17 protein-coding genes are annotated in these 21,332 nt (G+C 70.3%); 10 read left to right on the top strand and 7 right to left on the bottom strand.

Annotated features, from left to right (window positions below; genetic code table 11):
* The first annotated feature begins 111 nt into the window (after positions 1 to 111).
* The gene (locus ABT147_RS14920; RefSeq protein WP_351405772.1) at positions 112 to 1,203 is read left to right on the top strand and encodes a potassium channel family protein; all 1,092 of its coding nucleotides are present in this window, start codon (positions 112 to 114) and stop codon (positions 1,201 to 1,203) included.
* 98 nt (positions 1,204 to 1,301) lie between these two features.
* On the opposite strand, the gene ABT147_RS14925 is transcribed toward ABT147_RS14920, so the two are convergent.
* Positions 1,302 to 2,150: an ABC transporter permease gene (locus tag ABT147_RS14925; protein ID WP_351405774.1), complete on the bottom strand. Its 849-nt coding sequence runs from the start codon at positions 2,148 to 2,150 to the stop codon at positions 1,302 to 1,304.
* Positions 2,147 to 3,178 (bottom strand): ATP-binding cassette domain-containing protein, encoded by a 1,032-nt coding sequence (locus ABT147_RS14930; protein ID WP_351405776.1) that lies wholly within the window; start codon positions 3,176 to 3,178, stop codon positions 2,147 to 2,149. The genes ABT147_RS14925 and ABT147_RS14930 overlap by 4 nt, the downstream gene beginning before the upstream one ends.
* Before the next feature lie 284 nt (positions 3,179 to 3,462).
* Between ABT147_RS14930 and ABT147_RS14935 the strand changes: the two genes are divergently transcribed.
* Entirely contained in the window at positions 3,463 to 4,443 is a 981-nt protein-coding gene (locus ABT147_RS14935) for an NAD(P)H-quinone oxidoreductase (protein ID WP_351405778.1), read from the top strand.
* 58 nt (positions 4,444 to 4,501) lie between these two features.
* Here ABT147_RS14935 and ABT147_RS14940 read toward each other — a convergent pair whose 3' ends face one another.
* The gene (locus ABT147_RS14940; RefSeq protein WP_351405780.1) at positions 4,502 to 4,900 is read right to left on the bottom strand and encodes a hypothetical protein; all 399 of its coding nucleotides are present in this window, start codon (positions 4,898 to 4,900) and stop codon (positions 4,502 to 4,504) included.
* Between the two features lie 1,060 nt (positions 4,901 to 5,960).
* Here ABT147_RS14940 and ABT147_RS14945 point away from each other — a divergent pair.
* A complete protein-coding gene (locus tag ABT147_RS14945) occupies positions 5,961 to 6,503 on the top strand; it encodes a bacterial proteasome activator family protein (RefSeq protein ID WP_351405782.1) in 543 nt (180 codons plus the stop codon).
* 87 nt (positions 6,504 to 6,590) lie between these two features.
* Here ABT147_RS14945 and ABT147_RS14950 read toward each other — a convergent pair whose 3' ends face one another.
* The gene (locus tag ABT147_RS14950; RefSeq protein ID WP_351405784.1) at positions 6,591 to 8,240 is read right to left on the bottom strand and encodes a protein kinase domain-containing protein; all 1,650 of its coding nucleotides are present in this window, start codon (positions 8,238 to 8,240) and stop codon (positions 6,591 to 6,593) included.
* Between the two features lie 390 nt (positions 8,241 to 8,630).
* On the opposite strand from ABT147_RS14950, the gene ABT147_RS14955 reads away from it, so the two are divergent.
* Entirely contained in the window at positions 8,631 to 10,205 is a 1,575-nt protein-coding gene (locus tag ABT147_RS14955; protein WP_351405785.1) for a protein kinase domain-containing protein, read from the top strand.
* Positions 10,206 to 10,269: 64 nt separating this feature from the next.
* On the opposite strand, the gene ABT147_RS14960 is transcribed toward ABT147_RS14955, so the two are convergent.
* Positions 10,270 to 11,574 (bottom strand): phosphotransferase, encoded by a 1,305-nt coding sequence (locus ABT147_RS14960; protein WP_502983087.1) that lies wholly within the window; start codon positions 11,572 to 11,574, stop codon positions 10,270 to 10,272.
* A gap of 551 nt (positions 11,575 to 12,125) precedes the next feature.
* Here ABT147_RS14960 and pdhA point away from each other — a divergent pair.
* From pdhA to ABT147_RS14975, 3 genes are read left to right on the top strand one after another with little or no spacing between them, the layout of a single operon-like run.
* Positions 12,126 to 13,349, top strand: a complete 1,224-nt coding sequence (gene pdhA, locus ABT147_RS14965) for a pyruvate dehydrogenase (acetyl-transferring) E1 component subunit alpha (RefSeq protein WP_351405789.1) — start codon at positions 12,126 to 12,128, stop codon at positions 13,347 to 13,349.
* Positions 13,346 to 14,362 (top strand): alpha-ketoacid dehydrogenase subunit beta, encoded by a 1,017-nt coding sequence (locus tag ABT147_RS14970; RefSeq protein ID WP_351405791.1) that lies wholly within the window; start codon positions 13,346 to 13,348, stop codon positions 14,360 to 14,362. Before pdhA ends, ABT147_RS14970 begins: the two co-directional genes overlap by 4 nt.
* A gap of 11 nt (positions 14,363 to 14,373) precedes the next feature.
* The gene (locus tag ABT147_RS14975; RefSeq protein WP_351405793.1) at positions 14,374 to 15,816 is read left to right on the top strand and encodes a dihydrolipoamide acetyltransferase family protein; all 1,443 of its coding nucleotides are present in this window, start codon (positions 14,374 to 14,376) and stop codon (positions 15,814 to 15,816) included.
* Positions 15,817 to 16,150: 334 nt separating this feature from the next.
* On the opposite strand, the gene ABT147_RS14980 is transcribed toward ABT147_RS14975, so the two are convergent.
* A complete protein-coding gene (locus ABT147_RS14980) occupies positions 16,151 to 16,999 on the bottom strand; it encodes a D-alanyl-D-alanine carboxypeptidase family protein (protein ID WP_351405795.1) in 849 nt (282 codons plus the stop codon).
* Between the two features lie 322 nt (positions 17,000 to 17,321).
* On the opposite strand from ABT147_RS14980, the gene ABT147_RS14985 reads away from it, so the two are divergent.
* From ABT147_RS14985 to ABT147_RS14995, 3 genes are all read left to right on the top strand, one after another.
* Positions 17,322 to 17,984, top strand: coding sequence for a GntR family transcriptional regulator (locus tag ABT147_RS14985; RefSeq protein WP_351405797.1), 663 nt, complete (start codon positions 17,322 to 17,324; stop codon positions 17,982 to 17,984).
* Entirely contained in the window at positions 17,981 to 19,297 is a 1,317-nt protein-coding gene (locus tag ABT147_RS14990; protein WP_351405799.1) for an MFS transporter, read from the top strand. The genes ABT147_RS14985 and ABT147_RS14990 overlap by 4 nt, the downstream gene beginning before the upstream one ends.
* A 121-nt stretch (positions 19,298 to 19,418) precedes the next feature.
* Positions 19,419 to 20,186 (top strand): TSUP family transporter, encoded by a 768-nt coding sequence (locus ABT147_RS14995; RefSeq protein ID WP_351405801.1) that lies wholly within the window; start codon positions 19,419 to 19,421, stop codon positions 20,184 to 20,186.
* A gap of 91 nt (positions 20,187 to 20,277) precedes the next feature.
* On the opposite strand, the gene ABT147_RS15000 is transcribed toward ABT147_RS14995, so the two are convergent.
* The gene (locus tag ABT147_RS15000) at positions 20,278 to 21,102 is read right to left on the bottom strand and encodes a maleylpyruvate isomerase family mycothiol-dependent enzyme (RefSeq protein ID WP_351405803.1); all 825 of its coding nucleotides are present in this window, start codon (positions 21,100 to 21,102) and stop codon (positions 20,278 to 20,280) included.
* Positions 21,103 to 21,332: the final 230 nt, after the last annotated feature.

Raw genomic sequence — 21,332 nt, forward strand, 5'->3', positions numbered from 1 at the left:
AACGTCCTTTGGCCGACCGGCCATGCGACCGACGATGTTTCACGTGAAACAACGAGTGGTGGGGGGCGAAGTGCAGTCAGGGGATGTACGTCGAAACGGGGAGTGTTTCACGTGAAACTGCCGGGCCATGATGCGATCGCCCGCAACGCGGACGAGCGTCTGGTGACCCACCAGGTGAAATTGCCGAGACGGGAGGTCGAGCGGCCGATCCGGCAGGTCGGCAAGCGGCTGGCGATGGCCTTGTTCGTGCTGGTCGCGACCGCGTTCATCGTCTATGCCGACCGCAGCGGGTACAACGACAACTCCGACGGTTCCGTCGACCTGCTCGATGCTTTCTACTACGCCACCGTCACCCTCTCCACCACCGGCTACGGCGACATCACCCCGGTCAGTGACGCTGCCCGGTTCACCAACATCTTCGTGATCACGCCCCTGCGGGTGCTGTTTCTGATCATCCTGGTCGGGACCACGCTGGAGGTCCTCACAGAGCGCACGCGTGAGGAATGGCGACTGAAACGCTGGAGGGCGACCTTGAGGGAGCACACCGTTGTAGTCGGCTGGGGGACGAAGGGGCGGTCGGCGATCCAGACCGTTTGTGCGACAGGGCTCAAGAAGGAGCAGGTCGTCGTCGTGGACCCCAGCTCCAAGGTCATCGACGCCGCGACGGCCGATGGATACACGGGCGTGGTCGGGGACGCGACCCGCAGTGATGTGCTGTTGCAGGCCGAGGCCCAGAAGGCGCGGCAGATCATCATCTCGACCGCGCGGGACGACACCGCCGTACTGGTCGCGCTGACCGCCCGCCAGCTCAACCGCGGGGCGAAGATCGTGGCCGCCGTACGGGAGGAGGAGAACGCGCCGCTGCTGAAGCAGTCGGGGGCGGACGTCGTGATCACCAGTGCCAGCGCGGCCGGACGGCTCCTCGGGCTCTCCGTGCTCAGCCCCGCCGCCGGCATGGTGATGGAAGACCTCATCCAGCAGGGCAGCGGGCTCGACATCGCCGAACGGCCGGTCATAAAGGCCGAGGTGGGGCGCGGCGTACGGGAGACCGAGGATCTGGTGGTCAGCGTGCTGCGCGGACATCGGGTGCTCGGCTACGACGATCCGTCCATCGGCGAGCTCCAGCTGACGGACCGGCTCATCACCATCGTCCGTGCCACGCCGAGCACGAAGATCACCCCTGAGACCAAGCATCTGCCGTAGCGGATCGGCGGCGACGGGTACGGGAACGGCGAAGAGGGCGCCCCGGGGACGTGTCCCGGGGCGCCCTCACCGTATGACCGGCCGGTCCGGCGGACCGCCTACTTGCGGTTGTACAGCCGCATCGTGATCGGCCCGAAGACCAGCACGAACAGGGCGGACCAGCCCAGCGTCCAGGCGATCTCCGCGGTCGGCCACTCGCCCGCCATCAGCTCGCGGACCGCCGAGGCCAGATGGGTGACCGGGCTGTTGTTGACGAACGCCTGGAGCCAGCCCGGCATCGTGCTCGGGTCGACGAAGACGTTGGACAGGAAGGTCAGCGGGAAGATCACCATCATGCTGACGCCCATCACGGACTTCTCGGTGCGCAGCATCAGGCCGAACATCGTCCAGATCCACGAGAACGCGAACGAGAAGACGATGAGCAGCGCGACCCCGGCGACCACGCCCACCACTCCGCCGTCCGGGCGGTAGCCGAGGATCATGCCGACGGTGAGCATCACCACGGACGCGATCGCGTAGCGCAGGGCGTCGCCCAGCAGATAGCCGACCATCGTCGACGGCCGCCAGATCGGCAGTGAGCGGAACCGGTCGAAGACACCCTTCTCGATGTCCGTGTTGACCGAGACACCGGTGTACATCGTGATCATCACGACCGACATCACCAGGATGCCCGGCAGCAGGAACTGGATGTACTCCTCCGGGGAGCCGGCCAGCGCCCCGCCGAAGAGGTACGTGTACATCAGCACCATCATGATCGGGAAGGCGGTGACGTCGAAGAGCTGCTCCGGCACGTGCTTGATCTTGAGCATCGCCCGCCAGCCGAAGGTCAGGGACGCCGACAGGGCGCTGGGCCGCGGCGGCCGGTCCTTGGAGATGAGCAGCGCGGCGAGCGACTCGGCGCTGACAGGGGCGAGTTCCTTGTTCTCGGTGGTGGTCGCGGTGCTCATGCCGCCGCCTCGTCCTTCGTCTCGGGGGCGTCGGCGGCCTGGGTGGCCGCCGCCTTGGTGTCGTGTCCGGTGAGGGCGAGGAACACCTCGTCCAGGCTGGGCTGCCCCAGCGAGAAGTTGTCGACGGTGATGCCAGTGCGGGCCAGCTCGGCGAGGGCCCGGGCGGCGGCCTCGGCGGCACCCTGTCCGTTGGCGGATCCCGCGCCCACGCGTGCCGTCAGCGCCACCGGGTCGGGTTCGCGCTGCACATCGGCGTCGAGGGCGAGCCGCAGGACCTCCTCGGCCTGGGGCCGCTGGGCCGCGTCGCGCAGCCGCAGATGGACGGAACCGGCGCCCACGGACGCCTTCAGCTCGCCCTTCGTGCCCTCCGCGATCACCTTGCCGTGGTCGATGACGGCGATCCGGGACGCCAGTTGGTCGGCCTCGTCCAGATACTGCGTGGTCAGCAGCACCGTCGTGCCCTGGGCGACCACGGCGCGCACGATGTCCCACACCTGGTTGCGGCTGCGCGGGTCGAGGCCGGTCGTCGGCTCGTCCAGGAACAGCAGGTCGGGGGTGTTCAGGATGGACGCGGCGATGTCGATACGGCGCCGCATACCGCCCGAGTAGTGCTTGACCTGTTTCGCGGCCGCCTCGCTCAGCCCGAAGGCCTCCAGCAACTGTTCGGCGCGATGCCGCGCCGCCCGCTTGTCGTGGCCGAGGAGCCGGGCGAGCAGTACCAGGTTCTCGGTGCCGGTCAGGTCCTCGTCCACGGAGGCGTACTGCCCGGTCAGGCTGACCCGGCCGCGTACCTCGTCGGCCTCCCGGACGACGTCGTGGCCGAAGACGTGCGCCTCGCCCCCGTCGGGGCGCAGCAGGGTGGCGAGCATCTTCACCGTGGTGGTCTTGCCGGCGCCGTTCGGGCCGAGGACGCCGTAGACCGTGCCCGCCGGCACGGCCAGGTCGACGCCGTCCACGGCCCGGGTCTCGCCGAAGGTCTTCACCAGACCCGCGGTCTCGATCGCGAGGCCGGACGTCTGTGCGCTCATGTCTGGGATCCTTCCGCGTACGGGGCCCGTGTCCGGGGCTACGCAAAGGGAGACCACCGGGACCGCCGAAACTCATCGGTCGCCGCGTGGGAAGTCGGGACCGCTTCGACATCGGGTGCGAAGCAGGGGGCCGAGAGCCCGTGCGGCCGTAAGGTCTCCACGGTCTCTCCGATGGTGAGCGATTGCACCCTAATTAGGACCAAGGGCGCAAGAGGATGGGACCGGGGAAGCAGGCCACCGTCGCAGGGGGCACGGCGTGGAGGCCGAGGAGTAGCGTCCCTCTCATGCATGCGATCACGATTCCCGAACCCGGTGGACCCGAGGCCCTGGTGTGGGACGAGGTCCCCGATCCGGTGCCCGGCGAGGGCGAAGTGCTCATCGAGGTGGCGGCGAGCGCGGTGAACCGCGCCGATCTGCTCCAACGGCAGGGCTTCTACGACCCGCCGCCCGGCGCCTCCCCCTATCCCGGCCTGGAGTGCTCCGGGCGGATCGCGGAGACCGGGCCCGGTGTGGCCGGGTGGAGCGTCGGCGACGAGGTGTGCGCGCTGCTCTCGGGCGGCGGTTACGCGGAGAAGGTCGTCGCCCCGGCGGGGCAGCTGCTGCCCGTGCCCGCCGGTCTCGACCTCAACCGGGCCGCCGCGCTGCCCGAGGTGACCTGCACGGTCTGGTCGAACGTCTTCATGATCGCCCACCTGCGCCCCGGCGAGACGCTCCTCGTGCACGGCGGCTCCAGCGGCATCGGCACGATGGCCGTCCAGCTCGGCAAGGCCGTCGGCGCGAAGGTCGCCGTCACGGCGGGCACCGAGGAGAAGCTCGCACAGTGCGCCGCCCTGGGCGCGGACATCCTGATCAACTACCGGGAGCAGGACTTCGTCGAGGAGGTCCGCAAGGCCACGGACGGCAGGGGCGCGGACGTCGTCCTCGACAACATGGGCGCCAAGTATCTCGACCGCAACGTCCGGGTCCTCGCCGTCAACGGGCGCCTCGCGATCATCGGTATGCAGGGTGGCGTCAAGGGCGAGCTGAACATCGGCTCCCTCCTCGCCAAGCGGGCCGCGATCAGCGCGACCTCGCTGCGCGCCCGCCCCCTGGAGGAGAAGACCGCCATCGTCGCCGCCGTGCGCGAGCATGTGTGGCCGCTGCTCGACGGCGGTCACGTCCGCCCGGTCGTCGACCGCGAGATCCCCATGGACGACGCGGCCACGGCCCACCGGGTGCTGGAGGAGAGCGGCCACATCGGCAAGGTGCTCCTGGTGGTGCCGTAGGGCGCCGACGGGAACGCCGCATGAACCGCCTGGCTCGCCACGGCTGTCGGTACCGCTCTCAGTACCGCCTGATCCGTAGCCCTATGAAGGCGAGGCCGAGGCCCAGGCCGATCAGCACGAGGCCGCTGCCGAGGGCCAGGACCTGCACGACGGGTTCCTCGGCGGTCGCGGGGCCCGGCGGGGCGGCCGGTACGGGCAGGGCGGCGTTCTGCGACGGCTCGGGGGCGACGCCGGGGTCGGGGCCGTCCGGTTTCCCGGTGGGCTTCTCCGGGGGCGCGTAGGCGTCCTCTTCCGGTTCCACGGGCCCGGCGTCCTCCCGCCCCGGCCGCTCCCGCCCCTCGCCCGCACGGCTGCCGGCCCAGGAGGTCGCGGGGTCGGGCTCGGCCGCGTACCCGGCCGACCCGGCCCCCGCCACCAGGACCACGAGCAGTCCCGCGACGAGAACCAGTCCCGTCACGCGCACCGACCGAAGCCAAGGATCCACGCGCCCAGACTCACACGCGTCCCGCGGGGAGGCATCTCGGCTGCTGCCCCTTGAGAACCGGCCAGGCCCGCCTCATCCCCCGAGGGCCGACCGACGGGCCACCCGAGCCTGAAGGGGGTTGGCCAGGGCCGATCGGGGGACCCCGGGCCCCGCCGGAGACCGGTCGAGGTCTGCCCCGAGTCCGCAGGTGCCGACCGAAGGCCATCCACGCCGGCTGGAGACCTGGCCGGAGACCTGGCCGGAGACCCGGCCGGGGGCCGCGCCGAGCCCGCGAAGGTGGTGGCCAGGGGCGGCCGAGCGCGCGGAGGCCCGTCCGCAGCCCCGCCAAAGCTCGCAGGAGGCGACCGAGGTCTGTCCCGCGCCTGCAGGGGCTGGTCGGAGTCGGCCGGGGGGTCACCCGAGTGTGCGGAGGCCCCCCCCGAGCCCGCCGGAAGTCGGCCGAAGCGCGCCCCGAGGCCCGCCGAAGACCGGCCTAGCCCCACCCGATCCCGCCCCGGCTCGCAGAAGGCCGGTCGTGCCGCACCCGATCCCGCCGGGAGTTGCCACCTACCCCAGGAGGCCGGCCGAGGCCCGCCGGTGCCCGTCGCGGCCGACAGATGCTGACCAATGCCCGTCCGAGGCCCGCCGACAGTCGGCCGGTTTCCTCGGCCGTCGCCCTCGGCCGGGATGCATCCAGCCCGCTCACCAGGCCCGTACGCGCTGCACCCTCCTGCCCATCCCCGAATTACGCACCCCCCGATCCACGCCGCCGCCCCACGCCGCGACCCCACATGCCCCACGAACCACCCGACCCCGCCCCCAGCCCGGTCGGCCCGCCGTTCCCGCCCCCAAATCGCCGCCGCCGAAGGCCCCCGCGGTCACAAACCCCCGCCGCCGCCGAAGGCCCCCGCGGTCACAAACCCCCGCCCCCGCCGAAGGCCCCGACGGTCACAAACCCCCGCCCCGGACGCGAACAGCTCGTGCGTAAACGGTGGATCACCCTCCGTGGGGGGCACCAGGATGGTGAGGTGTACGCGTGCGAGAGAATGGCGGCATGGAGATGCCGAGGAACGAACGGTCGCCCGAACAGCCCCAGATCCTGGTCGTGGGCCAGGACGGAATGGCGGTGGGCGGCGCAGGAGGCGAGGACTCCCGCGAGGTCCCGGTGACGGAGATGGTGGAACAGCCGGCCAAGGTCATGCGCATCGGCAGCATGATCAAGCAGCTGCTCGAAGAGGTGCGGGTCGCGCCCCTCGACGAAGCCAGCCGGGCCCGGCTGAAGGAGATCCACGCCAGCTCGGTCAAGGAACTGGAGGACGGCCTGGCGCCCGAACTGGTCGAGGAACTGGAGCGGCTGTCCCTGCCGTTCACGGACGAGGCCATCCCGAGCGACGCGGAACTGCGGATCGCGCAGGCCCAGTTGGTCGGCTGGCTCGAAGGCCTCTTCCACGGGATCCAGACGACGCTGTTCGCCCAGCAGATGGCCGCCCGGGCCCAGTTGGAGCAGATGCGCCGCGCGCTGCCGCCCGGCGTCGGCGGCCACGAGGGCGACGACGACCCGCGGACCCTCGGCCGCTCGGGCGGCCCGTACCTCTAGCCCCCGGCCACACCCCGACCCTGCACACCTGCGCAAAGGGCCCGGCACATGAAGTGCCGGGCCCTTCCTATGCCAAGAGGCCGCGCGTCAGGCCGGGTTGCCCGTCGAGACCTTGAGGATGATCGAGGGCATGTCCTTGGGGTCGACGTCCTCGTCGGCCGAGGGGTACTGCTCCATGACCGTGCCCTCGCCGTACGTGTTCTCGTCGACCTTCTGGGTGTCGTACTCCCAGCCTGCGGCCTGGAGGCACTTCTTCACCGAGTCGATGTTCTTGAAGGTGAAGTCCGGCAGCAGGATCTTGTCGGGGTCGTTGTACGACTCCGACGGCTCCGTGCACTCGGTCGACTCGATGACCTTCGACGTGTCCGGGCCCTTGTGCCCCTCGACCACGGTCGGCGACGGGGACGTGCTCGCGCCGTCGTCGCCCCCCGTGCTCTCGGTGCCGCTGTTCAGGCTGAGCGCCACGATCAGACCGGCGATCGCGACGATCGACACGGCGATCGCCCCCACGATGACGCCCTTGTTGCTCTTCCCGCCCCCGGACTGCCCCGCCGAGAGCGAGGACTGGTGGGGCGCGATGTTGTACGGCGGCGGGGTGGCCGCCCCCTGCTGCGGCGCGTACGCGGCGGTCTGCGGCGGCGTCTGGTAGCCGCCCTGCTGCGGGTAGCCGTAGGACGGGGCCGGTGTCGGAGCCGGCGTCGGCGGGCCGTATCCGCCCGTCGAGTGCGGCTGGTACGGCGTCTGGACGCTGCCGGCCTGCGGGGCGCCGGTCTGGTCGACGGGCGGGAAGACCGCGGAGGAGACCCCGGCGCCGCTGGCCGTCTGCGCGCCCGGCACGATGCTCGGCGCGACGGGCTGGAGGGAGGCCGCGACCCGCAGGCACTCGTCCCGCATGGCCTCGGCGCTGGGGAACCGCTCGTTCGGGTTCTTCTTCAGCGCGCGGGCGATGATGGCGTCCACGGCAGGCGGCAGCGAACGGTTGATCGAGGAGGGAGCGACCGGCTCCTCCTGGACGTGCGCGTACGCGATGGCCAGCGGCGAGTCCGCCTCGAACGGCAGGCGGCCGGTGGTCAGTTGGAACAGCATGATGCCGACCGAGTACAGGTCGGAGCGGGCGTCGACCCCGCGGCCGAGGGCCTGCTCGGGCGACAGGTACTGCGGGGTGCCGACGACCATGCCGGTCTGCGTCATCGAGGTCACGCCCGACTGCATGGCGCGGGCGATGCCGAAGTCCATGACCTTCACGACATTGCGCTTGGTCATCATCACGTTGCCCGGCTTGATGTCCCGGTGGACCAGGCCCATCTCGTGGCTGATCTCCAGCGCCGCCAGCACATCGGCGGTGATCTTCAGCGCCTTGTCGGAGGGCATCGCGCCGAGCTGGGCGACGTCCGCGTCGAACACCGAGCCGAGCGGGCTGCCCTCGATGTACTCCATGACGATGTACGGCGTCGTCATGCCGTCCATCTCGTCCTCGCCGGTGTCGAAGACCGAGACGATGTTCGTGTGGGTGAGCTTCGCCACGGCCTGTGCCTCGCGGCGGAAGCGCTCGCGGAAGGCCTGCTCGCGGCCCAGCTCGGTGTGGAGTGTCTTGATCGCGACTTGTCGGTCGAGCACCGCGTCGTACGCGAGGTGGACGGAGGCCATGCCGCCCTCGCCGAGCAGGTCACGCAGCTGATAGCGGCCACCGGCTAGCGACCGCCCCGCGTACCGGTCCTGTGCGGCGTCCTGGCTCATCTTTCTGCGTCCCCCATCGGCGCGCGCGAAAGCTGCTGGCGTGGCTCCCGCGATCGGTGATCCCTGATGATGCTGGTGATCCTTTGTGCTATTCCCGGCCAAGTCTGCCCCAGGGCACTGACACGTCAAGCGCGGTGCCCGATCCGTGACCGTACGCGAAAGAAGCGTCGCGGAAGCGTTACAGGGGGCGTACGCCCGGTACACAGAACTTGCACGAGTGAGCGCGCTGCGGGTTTCATGGCCGATCAACCTTTGAATCCACCTTGAATCCGTCGTGAACCCGTCGCGCATCCAACCCGGACCGGCCACTTGCGTGAAGGCTGTAGCGTGGCCGACGGAGACCGTAACAAGTACCGCGCGGACCGCGGGCAGAAACGACGGCGAGGACTGATGGCACAGCAGCAGCGCTCTCAGGGCCCGTCCGACCCCGAGGCGACTGGCGGCGGCATGTCAGACGCGCCAGAGTTGTGGGGCAACGGCGGGCTTGTCGGTGACGGTCGGTACCGGATGACCCACAGACTGGGCCGGGGCGGTATGGCCGAGGTGTTCGCCGCCGAGGACGTACGGCTCGGCCGTACGGTCGCGGTCAAGCTGCTCCGCTCCGACCTGGCCGAAGACCCCATTTCCAAGGCCCGCTTCACGCGCGAGGCCCAGGCGGTGGCCGGTCTCAACCACCACTCGATCGTGGCGGTCTACGACTCCGGCGAGGACGTCGTGAACGGCACCCCCGTGCCGTACATCGTCATGGAACTGGTCGAGGGCCGCACCATCCGCGATCTGTTGATCAACGCGGAGGCGCCCGGGCCCGAGCAGGCGCTGATCATCGTGTCCGGTGTGCTGGAGGCGCTCGCCTACTCCCACCAGCACGGCATCGTGCACCGCGACATCAAGCCGGCGAACGTGATCATCACGCACAACGGCGCCGTGAAGGTGATGGACTTCGGCATCGCGCGCGCCCTGCACGGGGCGTCGACGACGATGACGCAGACCGGCATGGTCATGGGCACGCCCCAGTACCTCTCCCCGGAGCAGGCGCTCGGCAAGGCCGTCGACCACCGCTCCGACCTGTACGCCACCGGCTGTCTGCTCTACGAACTCCTCGCGCTGAGGCCGCCGTTCATCGGTGAGACCCCGCTGTCGGTGGTCTACCAGCATGTCCAGGACATTCCGGTGCCGCCGTCCCAGGTCTCGGACGGGGCGGCGCCGCCGGAGCTCGACGGCCTCGTCGTGCGCTCCCTCGCCAAGGAGCCGGACGACCGGTTCCAGACGGCCGAGGAGATGCGCGGCCTCGTCCAGTACGGCCTGCAGATGCTGTACGACCAGGGTGGCCACACCGGCACCTGGAACACCGGGCCCGTCACCGTGCACGACGGCCGGCACACACCGCCGGGCGGTATGTCCGGTACTGCCGTCATGTCGCACCCCGGGGAATCGGGCACCTCGCAGATCGCACAGCCGATCCTGCCCGGGTACGGCGGCGGTGGCCGGGACGACGGCGGCTTCGAGGGGCGCGGCAACCGGGGCAGCGGTCGCGGCAAGCTGTGGATCCTCGCCGTTCTCGCGGTGATCGCCATCGCGGCGGGCGTCGCGCTGGCGCTGAACAACAACGGCGGTGGCACCGGCGGCGGTGACACCGAGACCTCGAAGTCTCCGACGGCCACGACGTCCAGCAAGGACAAGGACACCAGCGAGTCGCCCACCGACGATCCCACCGAGGAAGAGACGCAGGAGAGCACCGGCTCGGGCGACAACCCCGACTACACGCCGTCGTACACGCGGTCCCCGTCCTTCAGCCAGTCGCCGACGCAGAGTCAGCCGACGGACGAGCCGACGGACGAGCCGACGACGGAGGAGCCGACGACGGACGAGCCGACGGACGAGCCGACGACCGAGGAGCCGACCGACGACAGCGGCGGCGGGGACACCGCCGGTCTGCCGGGCGGCATCGGCGAGGACGAAGGGTGACCGTGGCGTGACGGGAGTGGCGTGACGGGAGTGGCCCTCGCCGGGCCGCTCCGCGCACGCCGGCTCACTCCACGAACGCCTCGCGCACCGCGTCGTACTCCCGTGTCCACCACACCACCAGCGCCGAGGCCGCGGGGAACTGCGGGTCGGCGCGGGTGTCGCCGCGCTCGTAGTGCCAGCGCAGCATCCAGAAGTCGTTGAGCCGCTCCCACCACACGCGGTGCACGGCGGCCGCGAGTTCGGCCGGGGCGGCGCCCGCGGAACGCCGGTACGCGCGCGCGTAGGACCGCACGCGTGCCAGGTCGAGGGCGCCGACGGGACGTACGAAGAAGATCACCGCGGCCCGGACCGCCTCCTCCGCGCGCGGCTGCACACCGAGCCGGTCCCAGTCGAGGATCGCGGCGGGCACCTCGGGCACGTCGTCCCGGTAGAGCACGTTGAACGGGTGGAAGTCCCCGTGCACCCAGCCCACCGAACCGCCCCGGGGCGGCCGGTGTCCCGCGTGCCGCTCCAGCAGCTCCCGCCGCTCCAGCAGCCGGTGCCGGGCGAGCGCGTCGAAGGCGTCGGCCGGCCGGTGCCGCCGTACGCGGTCGAGCAGACCGTCGATGAGGGCGAAGGTGTCGACGGGATCCGCGCTCTCGGCCCCGACCGCCCCCACGTTCCCGATCGCCCCCACGTTCCCGACGGCCTCGATCGCGCCGACCGCTCCGATCGCGCCGACCGCCTGCGTGCCCCCTACGGCCCCTACGACCCCTGCGGCCCCTATGTCTTCCGCGCGGCCGTCGGCCCGGGGCGCGGCGTCCGCCCTTCCCGGGCCCTGCCGCTGGGCCGGGATCAGCCGCTTCCGCGCGGGCGGCACCGGCATCATCGGCATCACTGGAACCGTTGGCACCACTGGAACTGCTGACATCACTGGCACCACCGGCTCCTGTGCCTGCATCACCCGCTCCAGAGACGCGTGTACGACGCCCAGGAGTGCCCCGAGGCGGCCGCACTGCCGGGGGGTGAGCTGGCCGCCGTGCCGGTGGCGTCCGTCGATCCAGGGGTGCAGGGCGTAGGCGTGGCCGCCGACGACCGCGACCGTCCGTCCGTCGCGCGCGGCCAGCGGCGGGGCCACGGGAACGCCCAGGTCGGCGAGGCGCTGGGTGGCCCGGTGCTGGCGGACGATCGCGGCCGGATCGGCGGTCTCGGGGTCGAAGTGGTGTTTGAGGAAGTACCGGCCGCGGGTGGTGGAGAGCCGGTAGCCGCGGTTGAGGAGCCCCTCGTCGACGGGTTCACAGGTCAGTGCGGACCCGGCGGCGTACCGCTCCAGCAGCGGGCCGAGAGGGGGCGCGTGGAGCATAGGGGGTGGTACAGATGAGCGCGGCACGCGCCAGATGTTAGGGCACGCGCCGAGCCGCTGACCTCACGCTTGTCACACACAGTCGTTACCGATCGCAGAGCGCACAGATCCGAACTGTGGCTCGACGTGCACACATGCGGGCCTCGTGCACGCCACGCCCGGGAGGAAATATGGGGATTCGGCCGTCTTCGCGAATAGAGCGACTTCCTCGGGCGATCTCACGGCCCGCCTCCGGCGAAGTCTTCCCGTGGCCGGGGTGGCCGGGATAACGTGCCGGTGTTCCGGCCCCCTGCCAGGCTGTAGCCAGTGCTGTGACCAGCAGCTGTTCCCGACGGACGCGACTTACTTGGACCCCCTAGTACCGAATTACTTGGAAATCCAAGGAAAATCGCAGGTCAGTAGGGGTTTCACAGGAATGTGACGCACTGGGTAACGTGCCTCGTGCAGGGCGCTCGCCGGGGCACCTGTCACGTCTGTTCCCGGCCAAGGGCACCCACCCCGTGCACGGGTTACCGGGATCAGGCGAGCCGCACTGGCCACCCGGCAACCCCGGGGGCCGGACCGACGGAGGAGCACACGTGACCGTGGAGAGCACTGCCGCGCGCAAGCCGCGACGCAGCGCCGCAGGCAAGACCGGCAGCACCGGCAGCAAGGCCGCCGGCACCACCGGCACCAGGCGCGCCACTGCGAAGAAGCCGACCGACGCCCAGCCCGAACTCGTTCAGCTGCTGACGCCCGAGGGCAAGCGCGTCAAGAACGCCGAGTACGACCCGTTCGTCGCCGACATCACCTCCGACGAGCTGCGTGGCCTGTACCGCGACATGGTGCTGACCCGCCGCTTCGACGCCGAGGCCACCTCCCTCCAGCGTCAGGGCGAGCTGGGCCTGTGGGCCTCGCTGCTCGGCCAGGAGGCCGCCCAGATCGGCTCCGGGCGGGCCACCCGCGAGGACGACTACGTCTTCCCGACCTACCGTGAACACGGCGTCGCCTGGTGCCGGGGCGTCGATCCGACCAATCTGCTCGGCATGTTCCGCGGCGTGAACAACGGCGGCTGGGACCCGAACAGCAACAACTTCCACCTCTACACGATCGTCATCGGCTCCCAGACCCTGCACGCCACGGGCTACGCCATGGGCATCGCCAAGGACGGCGCCGACTCGGCGGTCATCGCCTACTTCGGTGACGGCGCCTCCAGCCAGGGCGACGTCGCCGAGGCCTTCACCTTCTCCGCGGTCTACAACGCGCCGGTCGTGTTCTTCTGCCAGAACAACCAGTGGGCCATCTCGGAGCCCACGGAGAAGCAGACCCGCGTCCCGCTGTACCAGCGCGCCCAGGGCTTCGGCTTCCCGGGCGTCCGCGTCGACGGCAACGACGTACTGGCCTGCCTCGCGGTCACCAAGTGGGCGCTGGAGCGCGCCCGCCGGGGCGAGGGCCCCACCCTGGTGGAGGCGTACACCTACCGCATGGGCGCCCACACCACCTCCGACGACCCCACCCGGTACCGCCACGACGACGAGCGGGTGGCCTGGGAGGCCAAGGACCCGATCGCCCGCCTGCGCGGTTACCTGGAGTCCGAAACGGACACGAACGAGGGATTCTTCGCGGAACTCGAAGCGGAGAGCGAGGCGTTGGGAAGGCGAGTGCGCGAAGTGGTGCGTGCCATGCCCGACCCGGACCACTTCGCCATCTTCGACAACGCGTACGCGGACGGACACGCGCTCGTGGACGAGGAGCGCGCCCAGTTCGCCGCGTACCAGGCGTCGTTCGCCGATGTGGACGCAGAGGAGGGCGAGAAGCGATGACCACACAGACAGCCGCGCAGACGGCCGGGCAGCCGGGCGTGAAGAGCATGGCGATCGCCAAGGCGATCAACGAATCGCTGCGCAGGGCCCTCGAAGCCGACCCCAAGGTCCTCGTCATGGGCGAGGACGTCGGCAAGCTCGGCGGGGTGTTCCGGGTGACGGACGGCCTGCAGAAGGACTTCGGCGAGGACCGGGTGATCGACACCCCGCTCGCCGAGTCGGGCATCGTCGGCACCGCCATCGGCCTCGCCCTGCGCGGGTACCGCCCGGTGGTCGAGATCCAGTTCGACGGCTTCGTCTTCCCCGCGTACGACCAGATCGTCACCCAGCTCGCCAAGATGCACGCGCGCTCGCTGGGCAAGGTCAAGCTCCCGGTCGTCGTCCGCATCCCCTACGGCGGCGGCATCGGCGCGGTCGAGCACCACTCCGAGTCCCCGGAGGCGCTCTTCGCGCATGTGGCGGGCCTGAAGGTGGTCTCGCCGTCGAACGCGTCGGACGCCTACTGGATGATGCAGCAGGCCATCCAGAGCGACGACCCGGTGATCTTCTTCGAGCCCAAGCGGCGCTACTGGGACAAGGCCGAGGTCAACCCGGAGGCCATCCCCGGCCCGCTGCACAAGGCCCGTGTCGTCCGTGAGGGCACCGACCTCACGCTCGCCGCGTACGGCCCGATGGTGAAGCTCTGCCAGGAGGTCGCCGACGCGGCCGCCGAGGAGGGTCGCGCCCTGGAGATCCTGGACCTGCGGTCGGTGTCCCCCCTGGACTTCGACTCGATCCAGGCGTCCGTGGAGCGCACCCGCCGGCTGATCGTGGTCCATGAGGCGCCGGTGTTCTTCGGTTCGGGCGCGGAGATCGCCGCCCGTATCACCGAGCGGTGCTTCTACCACCTGGAGGCCCCGGTCCTGCGCGTCGGCGGATACCACGCCCCGTATCCGCCGGCCCGCCTGGAGGAGGAGTACCTGCCGAATCTGGACCGGGTGCTCGACGCCGTCGACCGCTCGCTGGCGTTCTGAGGGAGAGGTCCGTGACGACGATGACAGACACGTCTCCGCGCGAGTTCAAGATGCCCGACGTGGGCGAGGGACTCACCGAGGCCGAAATCCTCAAGTGGTACGTCCAGCCCGGTGACACCGTCACCGACGGCCAGGTCGTCTGCGAGGTCGAGACGGCCAAGGCCGCCGTCGAACTGCCCATCCCGTACGACGGTGTCGTACGCGCACTGCACTTCCCCGAGGGCACCACGGTCGACGTCGGCACGTCGATCATCGCGGTGGACGTCGCGGGTGGCGCGGCGCCGCCCGCCGCCGAGGAAGCGGCGCCCGCCGCGAAGCCCGCTCCCGCGGCGGCGCCGGCGGCCAAGAAGCACGAGGGCCGCAAGCCGGTCCTCGTCGGCTACGGCGTCGCCGAGTCCTCCACGAAGCGCCGCCCCCGCAAGGGGGTCCCGGCAGCGGCGGCGCCCGCCGAGGACACGCTGTACGCGGCCACCGCGATCCAGGGTGTCCAGGGCGAGCTGAACGGGCACGGGCACGCCTCCGGCGGGCAGCGTCCGCTGGCGAAGCCACCGGTCCGCAAGCTGGCCAAGGACCTCGGTGTGGACCTGGCGACGATCACCCCGTCCGGCCCGGACGGCGTCATCACCCGCGAGGACGTCCACGCGGCGGTGGCCCCGGCCACGGCCCCGGAGCCCGTCGTGGCCGCCCCCGCGGCGCCCACGTCCGCCGCCGCGCCCGCCGTCGCCCCGGCGCCGGCGGCGTCGTACGACGGCGCGCGCGAGACCCGTGTCCCGGTCAAGGGGGTCCGGAAGGCGACGGCGGCGGCGATGGTCGGCTCGGCGTTCACCGCGCCGCATGTCACGGAGTTCGTGACGATCGACGTGACACGCACGATGAAGCTGGTCGAGGAGCTGAAGCAGGACAAGGAGCTCGCGGGCCTGCGGGTCAACCCGCTCCTGCTGATCGCCAAGGCGCTGCTGGTCGCGATCAGGCGCAACCCGGACATCAACGCCTCCTGGGACGAGGCGGCCCAGGAGATCGTGGTCAAGCACTATGTGAACCTGGGCATCGCGGCGGCCACCCCGCGCGGTCTGATCGTCCCGAACATCAAGGACGCCCACGCGAAGACGCTGCCCCAGCTGGCCGAGTCGCTGGGCGAGCTGGTCTCCACGGCCAAGGAGGGCCGGACCTCCCCGGCCGCCATGCAGGGCGGCACGGTCACCATCACCAATGTCGGTGTCTTCGGCATCGACACCGGCACGCCGATCCTCAACCCCGGCGAGTCCGCGATCCTCGCGGTCGGTGCGATCAAACTCCAGCCGTGGGTCCACAAGGGCAAGGTGAAGCCCCGTCAGGTCACCACCCTGGCGCTCTCCTTCGACCACCGGCTGGTGGACGGGGAGCTGGGTTCCAAGGTCCTTGCGGACGTGGCGGCGATCCTGGAACAGCCGAAGAGGCTGATCACCTGGGCGTGACGTCCTCCACTGGGTTAGCTCACGGCGAAGGGGCAGGTCGCACATTCCTGTTGCGACCTGCCCCTTCTGCTGTGGCTCCACTTAGTCCCTGTCCGTCAGCGCTGGTTGAGCACGTAAACCGGCGCCCCGTCCCCCCGCCCCCCGTCGCGCCACGGGGGCGGGTGCCGGCCGGTCGAGCGTGTTGCAGAATCAGCGACTCACGCTGTGCGACCGCGAACTTCTCGTCTCGGATTGTTGCTTGCTCGGTTCGGTCACTTGAACTGAGACATACGGCAAGGGGGCCACCGCGGTGAGCGGTGGCCCCCTTGCCGTACCTCGGAAGAGGTCTCAGCGTCTACAGCGTGGCGAAGCCGTAGTCCATCAGCTTCTTCACGTCCGCCATGCGCGTGGTCTCGTTGGTGGAGGTGAGGACGGTGCCCACGATCGTCTTGCCGTTGCGGGTCGCGGAGAAGATGAGGCAGTACTTGGCCTCGGTGCCGGAACCCGTCTTGATACCGATGGTGCCCTTCCAGCCGAGAAGTTTGTTGGTGTTCTCCCACGTCGCCATGGTGCGGGTGCTGCCGGTCTTGGTGATGGTCTTCGCCGTGTACGCCTTCGTAGCCACGATCTTCTTGAACGTCGTGTTCTTCATGACGTTGCGCGCGAGCTTGCTGAGGTCACGCGGGGTCGAGGCGTTGGCACCCTTGCTGATGCCGTCGAACGAGTCGAACTTCGTGTTCGTCATGCCGAGGCTCTTGGCCGTGGTGTTCATCTTGGCGATGAAGTTCTTGGTGCGGGCCGCGACCGTCGAGCCGGAGCCGAACTTGTCGGCCAGCGCCATCGCGGCCTCGCAGCCCGACTTCAGCATCATCCCGTACAGCAGCTGACGGACGGTGACCTTGTCGCCGACGATCAGGTTGGCCGACGAGGCGCCGTTCTTGACGATGTAGTCGCTGTACTCCTTCTTGATCGTCACCTTGGCGTCAAGGTTCAGGTTCGACTGCGACAGCACGACCTTGGCGGTCATGACCTTCGTGGTGGAGGCGGTGAGCCTCTTGGTGTCAGCGGCCTTGGTGAAGAGGACCTTGCCGTTGGCGCTGTTCATCACGAACCCGCCCTTGGCGGTGATCGTGGGCTTCGCGGGGGCGGCCTGCGCGGGAGCGGAGCCGACGACTCCGGTCGCGATCATCGCACCGGTGGTCATGACGACTGCAGCGGCTCTGCGGACACGTACGCCCTTTATGGCGGTAATCAAGTCAAGTACCCCGATTGCGTCAAATGTCTGTGGAGCGCGGCCACTTGGGCTCCGGTTGCGGGCAAGCAGGGCCGCTTCTCGTGTGACAAGTGAGTAGCACAAAAGGTTGTGCGCTGGGTGAGATGGGGGTCAATTCAAGTCCATCTCACAGTCCCCTGACGGGTTCAGAATGGGTTCGGAGTGGGGCGAGATGGGGTGTTCGGGGAGGGGTCGCCGTCCCGGATCGTGGACGGGAGCGGCGATGGGTACGTGTTGTATCTATGCTGTCGGCATGCCTTCCGCTCCCGCCCCCGCCGTGAAGCAGCCCCCCGCCGCCGACCGGGTGTACGCCCACGTCAAACAGGGTGTCCTGGAGCGGCATTACGAGGGCGGCACGCTGCTCACGGAGGGCGAGCTGGCCGAGGCGGTCGGGGTGTCCCGGACGCCCGTGCGGGAGGCCCTGCTGCGGCTGGAGGTCGAGGGGCTGATCAAGCTCTACCCGAAGAAGGGCGCCCTGGTGCTGCCCGTCTCCGCGCAGGAGATCGCTGACGTCGTCGAGACGCGGCAGCTGGTCGAGGAGCACGCGGTCCGCAAGACGGTCCCGGCCTCACCGCGACTGATCGAACGGCTGGAGGGACTGCTCGAACAGCAGAAGGCGCAGGCCGCCGCGGGGGACCTGGCGGGCGCCGCCGTCACCGACCGCTGTTTCCACGCCGAGATCGTCCGCAGCGGCGGCAACGAGATCCTCTCCCGCCTCTACGACCAGCTCCGCGACCGGCAGCTGCGGATGGGCGTGGCCGTGATGCACGCCCACCCGGACCGCATCACCAAGACGCTCACCGAGCACGAGGAGATCCTCCAGGCGCTGCGTACGGGCGACGCGGAGGCGGCGGTGGACCTCGTGCACCGGCACGTCAGCTGGTTCTCCAACCTGGCGCGGGGGGAGGTCCGTTGAGCCGCCCCGCCATATCCTCGTCCGCCGGGTCCCTGCCGGGGGACCCGCCCGGTGGCCGCCGCGCCCTCGCCGTCTGGGGTGTGGGTGTCTCCGTCTACTTCGTCGCCGTCATCTTCCGTACGTCGCTGGGGGTGGCCGGCCTCGACGCCGCCGAGCGCTTCCAGGTGGGCGCCTCCGCCCTGTCGACCTTCTCGATACTCCAGCTGCTGGTCTACGCGGGCATGCAGATACCCGTCGGCCTGTTGGTCGACCGGCTCGGCACCAAGAAGGTGCTGACCCTCGGCATCCTGCTGTTCACGGCCGGCCAGATCGGCTTCGCGCTGTCTCCGTCGTACGGCACGGCGCTGGCCTCGCGGGCGCTCCTGGGCTGCGGCGACGCGATGACGTTCATCAGCGTGCTGCGGCTGGGCAGCCGCTGGTTCCCGGCCCGGCGCGGACCGATGGTCGCGCAGATGGCGGGCCTGGTCGGTATGACGGGCAACCTGATCTCGACGCTGCTGCTGGCCCGGCTGCTGCACGGCGTGGGCTGGACGGCGGCGTTCCTGGGCAGCTCGGTCGCCGGTCTCGTCGTCCTCGTCCTGACCTTGCTGTTCCTGAAGGACCACCCCGAGGGGCACGAGCCGGAGCCCTTCCCGCACCACGGGGCGGCGTACGTCCGGCGGCAGATCGCGGCGTCCTGGCGGGAGCCCGGCACCCGGCTCGGGATGTGGGTGCACTTCACCACGCAGTTCCCGGCGATGGTGTTCCTGCTGCTGTGGGGGCTGCCGTTCCTGGTGCAGGCGCAGGGTCTCAGCCGGGGCACCGCCGGTGAACTGCTCACTCTCGTCGTCCTGTCCAACATGCTCGTCGGACTGGTGTACGGCCAGATCGTCGCCCGGCACCACGCGGCGCGGCTTCCGCTGGCGCTCGGCACGGTCCTCGCGACGGCGGCGGTCTGGGCGGCCACGTTGCTGTACCCCGGCGAGCACGCGCCGATGTGGCTCCTGATCGTCCTCTGCGCGGTCCTGGGCGCCTGTGGCCCGGCCTCGATGCTCGGCTTCGACTTCGCCCGCCCGGCGAACCCGCCGGAGCGTCAGGGCACCGCCTCCGGAATCACCAACATGGGCGGTTTCGTCGCCTCGATGACGACCCTCTTCGCGGTCGGCGTCCTCCTGGATCTGACCGGCGACGACTACGGCATCGCCTTCTCGGCAGTCTTCGTCCTCCAGGCGCTGGGCCTGAGCCAGATCTTCCGCCTGCGCGGCCGCGCGGCCCGCCGTGAGAGGGAACGCCTGGTGGCCAGCCGGGTGGAGACGGTGCACGTCCCGGCGTAAGGCGCTTGGCCTCCTTACGCTGCTGTCCTGATTCGTCAGGTGCGCTGGCGCTTTCAACCCTTACAAGACGGTGATCCGTCCCGTAGCTTGATCAAGCTCTGTGGGCTACGGGGGGATCGCCATGGATGTCTTCGACGTGCTCGGACTGCTGCTCGCCGCGACGGCGGCCGGGTGGGTGGACGCGGTGGTGGGCGGCGGCGGGGTGCTGCTCATCCCCGTGCTGCTGCTGACGTTCCCGCACCAGGCGCCCGCGACGGCGCTGGGCACCAACAAGGTCGCCGCGGTCATGGGCACCGCGACCGCCGCGTACATGTACCAGCGGCGGACCAGGCTCGACCGTTCGATACTCCTGCCGGCCGCGGCGCTCGCCGTCCCGTCCAGCGCCCTGGGCGCGCTGTTCGCGGCCAACGTCCCCACCGGGTACTTCCGCCCCGTCATCATGGCGCTGCTCGTCGGCGTGGCGCTCCTGGTGGCGGTCAGGCCGTCGTTCGGCGTGCGGCACCCGGAGGCGGCGGTGACCAGGCGCCGCCGTATCGCGGCCGTCCTTCTGGCGGGCGTCGGGATCGGCTTCTACGACGGGGTGTTCGGCCCCGGCGTCGGCACCTTCCTGATCATCTCCTTCACCACGCTCCTGGCCACCCAGTTCCTGGAGAGCGCGGCCATGGCGAAGGTCGTCAACGCCTCGTCCAACCTGGGCGCGCTCGCGGTGTTCGCCTGGCAGGGCAATGTGCTGTGGGCCCTCGGGCTGGGCATGGCCGTGGGGAACATCGTGGGGGCCGTGCTCGGTTCACGGACCGCGCTCAAGAGGGGCTCGGGCTTCGTCCGGGTGGTGCTGGTGGTCGTGGTGGTGGGGATGGTGACGAAGATGGCGTTCGACCAGTTCGCGTGAGCGCGCGGTCGCGCGCACGCGCCCCGGCCGGGCGAGTGCCGGGCGAGTGCCTGGCGGGTGCCGGGAGAGTGTGGTGCGGGGCCGTCGTGAGCTACACGGTCACCGCGAACACGCGCAGGATCGCCGCGATCAGCTGCGGGTCGCCCTCGCCCTTGATGCGGTCGGCGACGAGGTCTGCGGTGACCCGGCCGCAGGCCAGCCGGACGTAGGTCTCCCAGTCGAGGGTGATGGTGGCGGCGGGGCCGAGGGCGGGGGTGGTCTCCAGGGTGCCGCGGCCCTGCATGTCGACGCGGACGGTACGCAGGAACTCCACCGGGCCGTGGACGTCGAAGACGACGGCCGAACTGCGCGGCGCCTGGGCGTCCTCGGCGACGACCTTCGGCAGGACGGACAGCAGCTCGTCACGGACGACGTGCGCGCCCGGCGAGTCCAGGTTCCCCGGCCGGCCCAGCGCGGCCCGCAGGTCCTGCTCGTGGACCCAGACATCGAACGCGCGGTTCCGCATGGCCTGTTCGAGGGTCAGCTCGGTGCTGAGCGGGCCACGGATCTTGTGCCCCGGGTCCCGCGACTCGTTCCGCAGCTGGCGGTTGCGCCGGATGATCGTGTACTCCAGCTCGGAGGTCATCTCCGGCGCGGTGTGGTGACGGCGGGCGTCGACCTGCATCTCCATGTACCGCTGGTGCTCGGTCCGGACGTGGTACAGGTCGCGGGGGAGGGTGTGGATCGGCCGCGGGTCGCCGAGCATCTCGCAGTCCAGGCCGATGACATGGGAGACCACATCGCGCACCGACCAGCCCGGGCATGGTGTCCGACGGTTCCACTCGCCCTCCACGAGCGGCGTCACCAGCTCGGATATCGCGTCCACGGAGTGGGTCCAGGCGTCGGCGTAGGGCTGAAGAGTGGGATGCAGACTCACGGAACGGGACCCCTCGGGCGGTCGGTACGTGTCAGTACGGTCGGTGCGTGTCGGCTCTGTGTGTGTCGGTCTTCAGTTGGGGCGTCGGCGTTGACGGCGGTGAGTGGGCGTCGGCGGCTGTCAGTGGGTGCTGTGGAACGTTAAGTTACGCTGCTGTGAGGCACCCCGGCAGTGCTTTCGTGTGACGATCGTAGGCCGGTGTGGACGGCTCGAATGCCAGGACGGTGGTA

The sequence above is a fragment of the Streptomyces sp. NPDC001868 genome (genome assembly GCF_040297125.1).
Classification (GTDB): Bacteria; Actinomycetota; Actinomycetes; order Streptomycetales; family Streptomycetaceae; genus Streptomyces.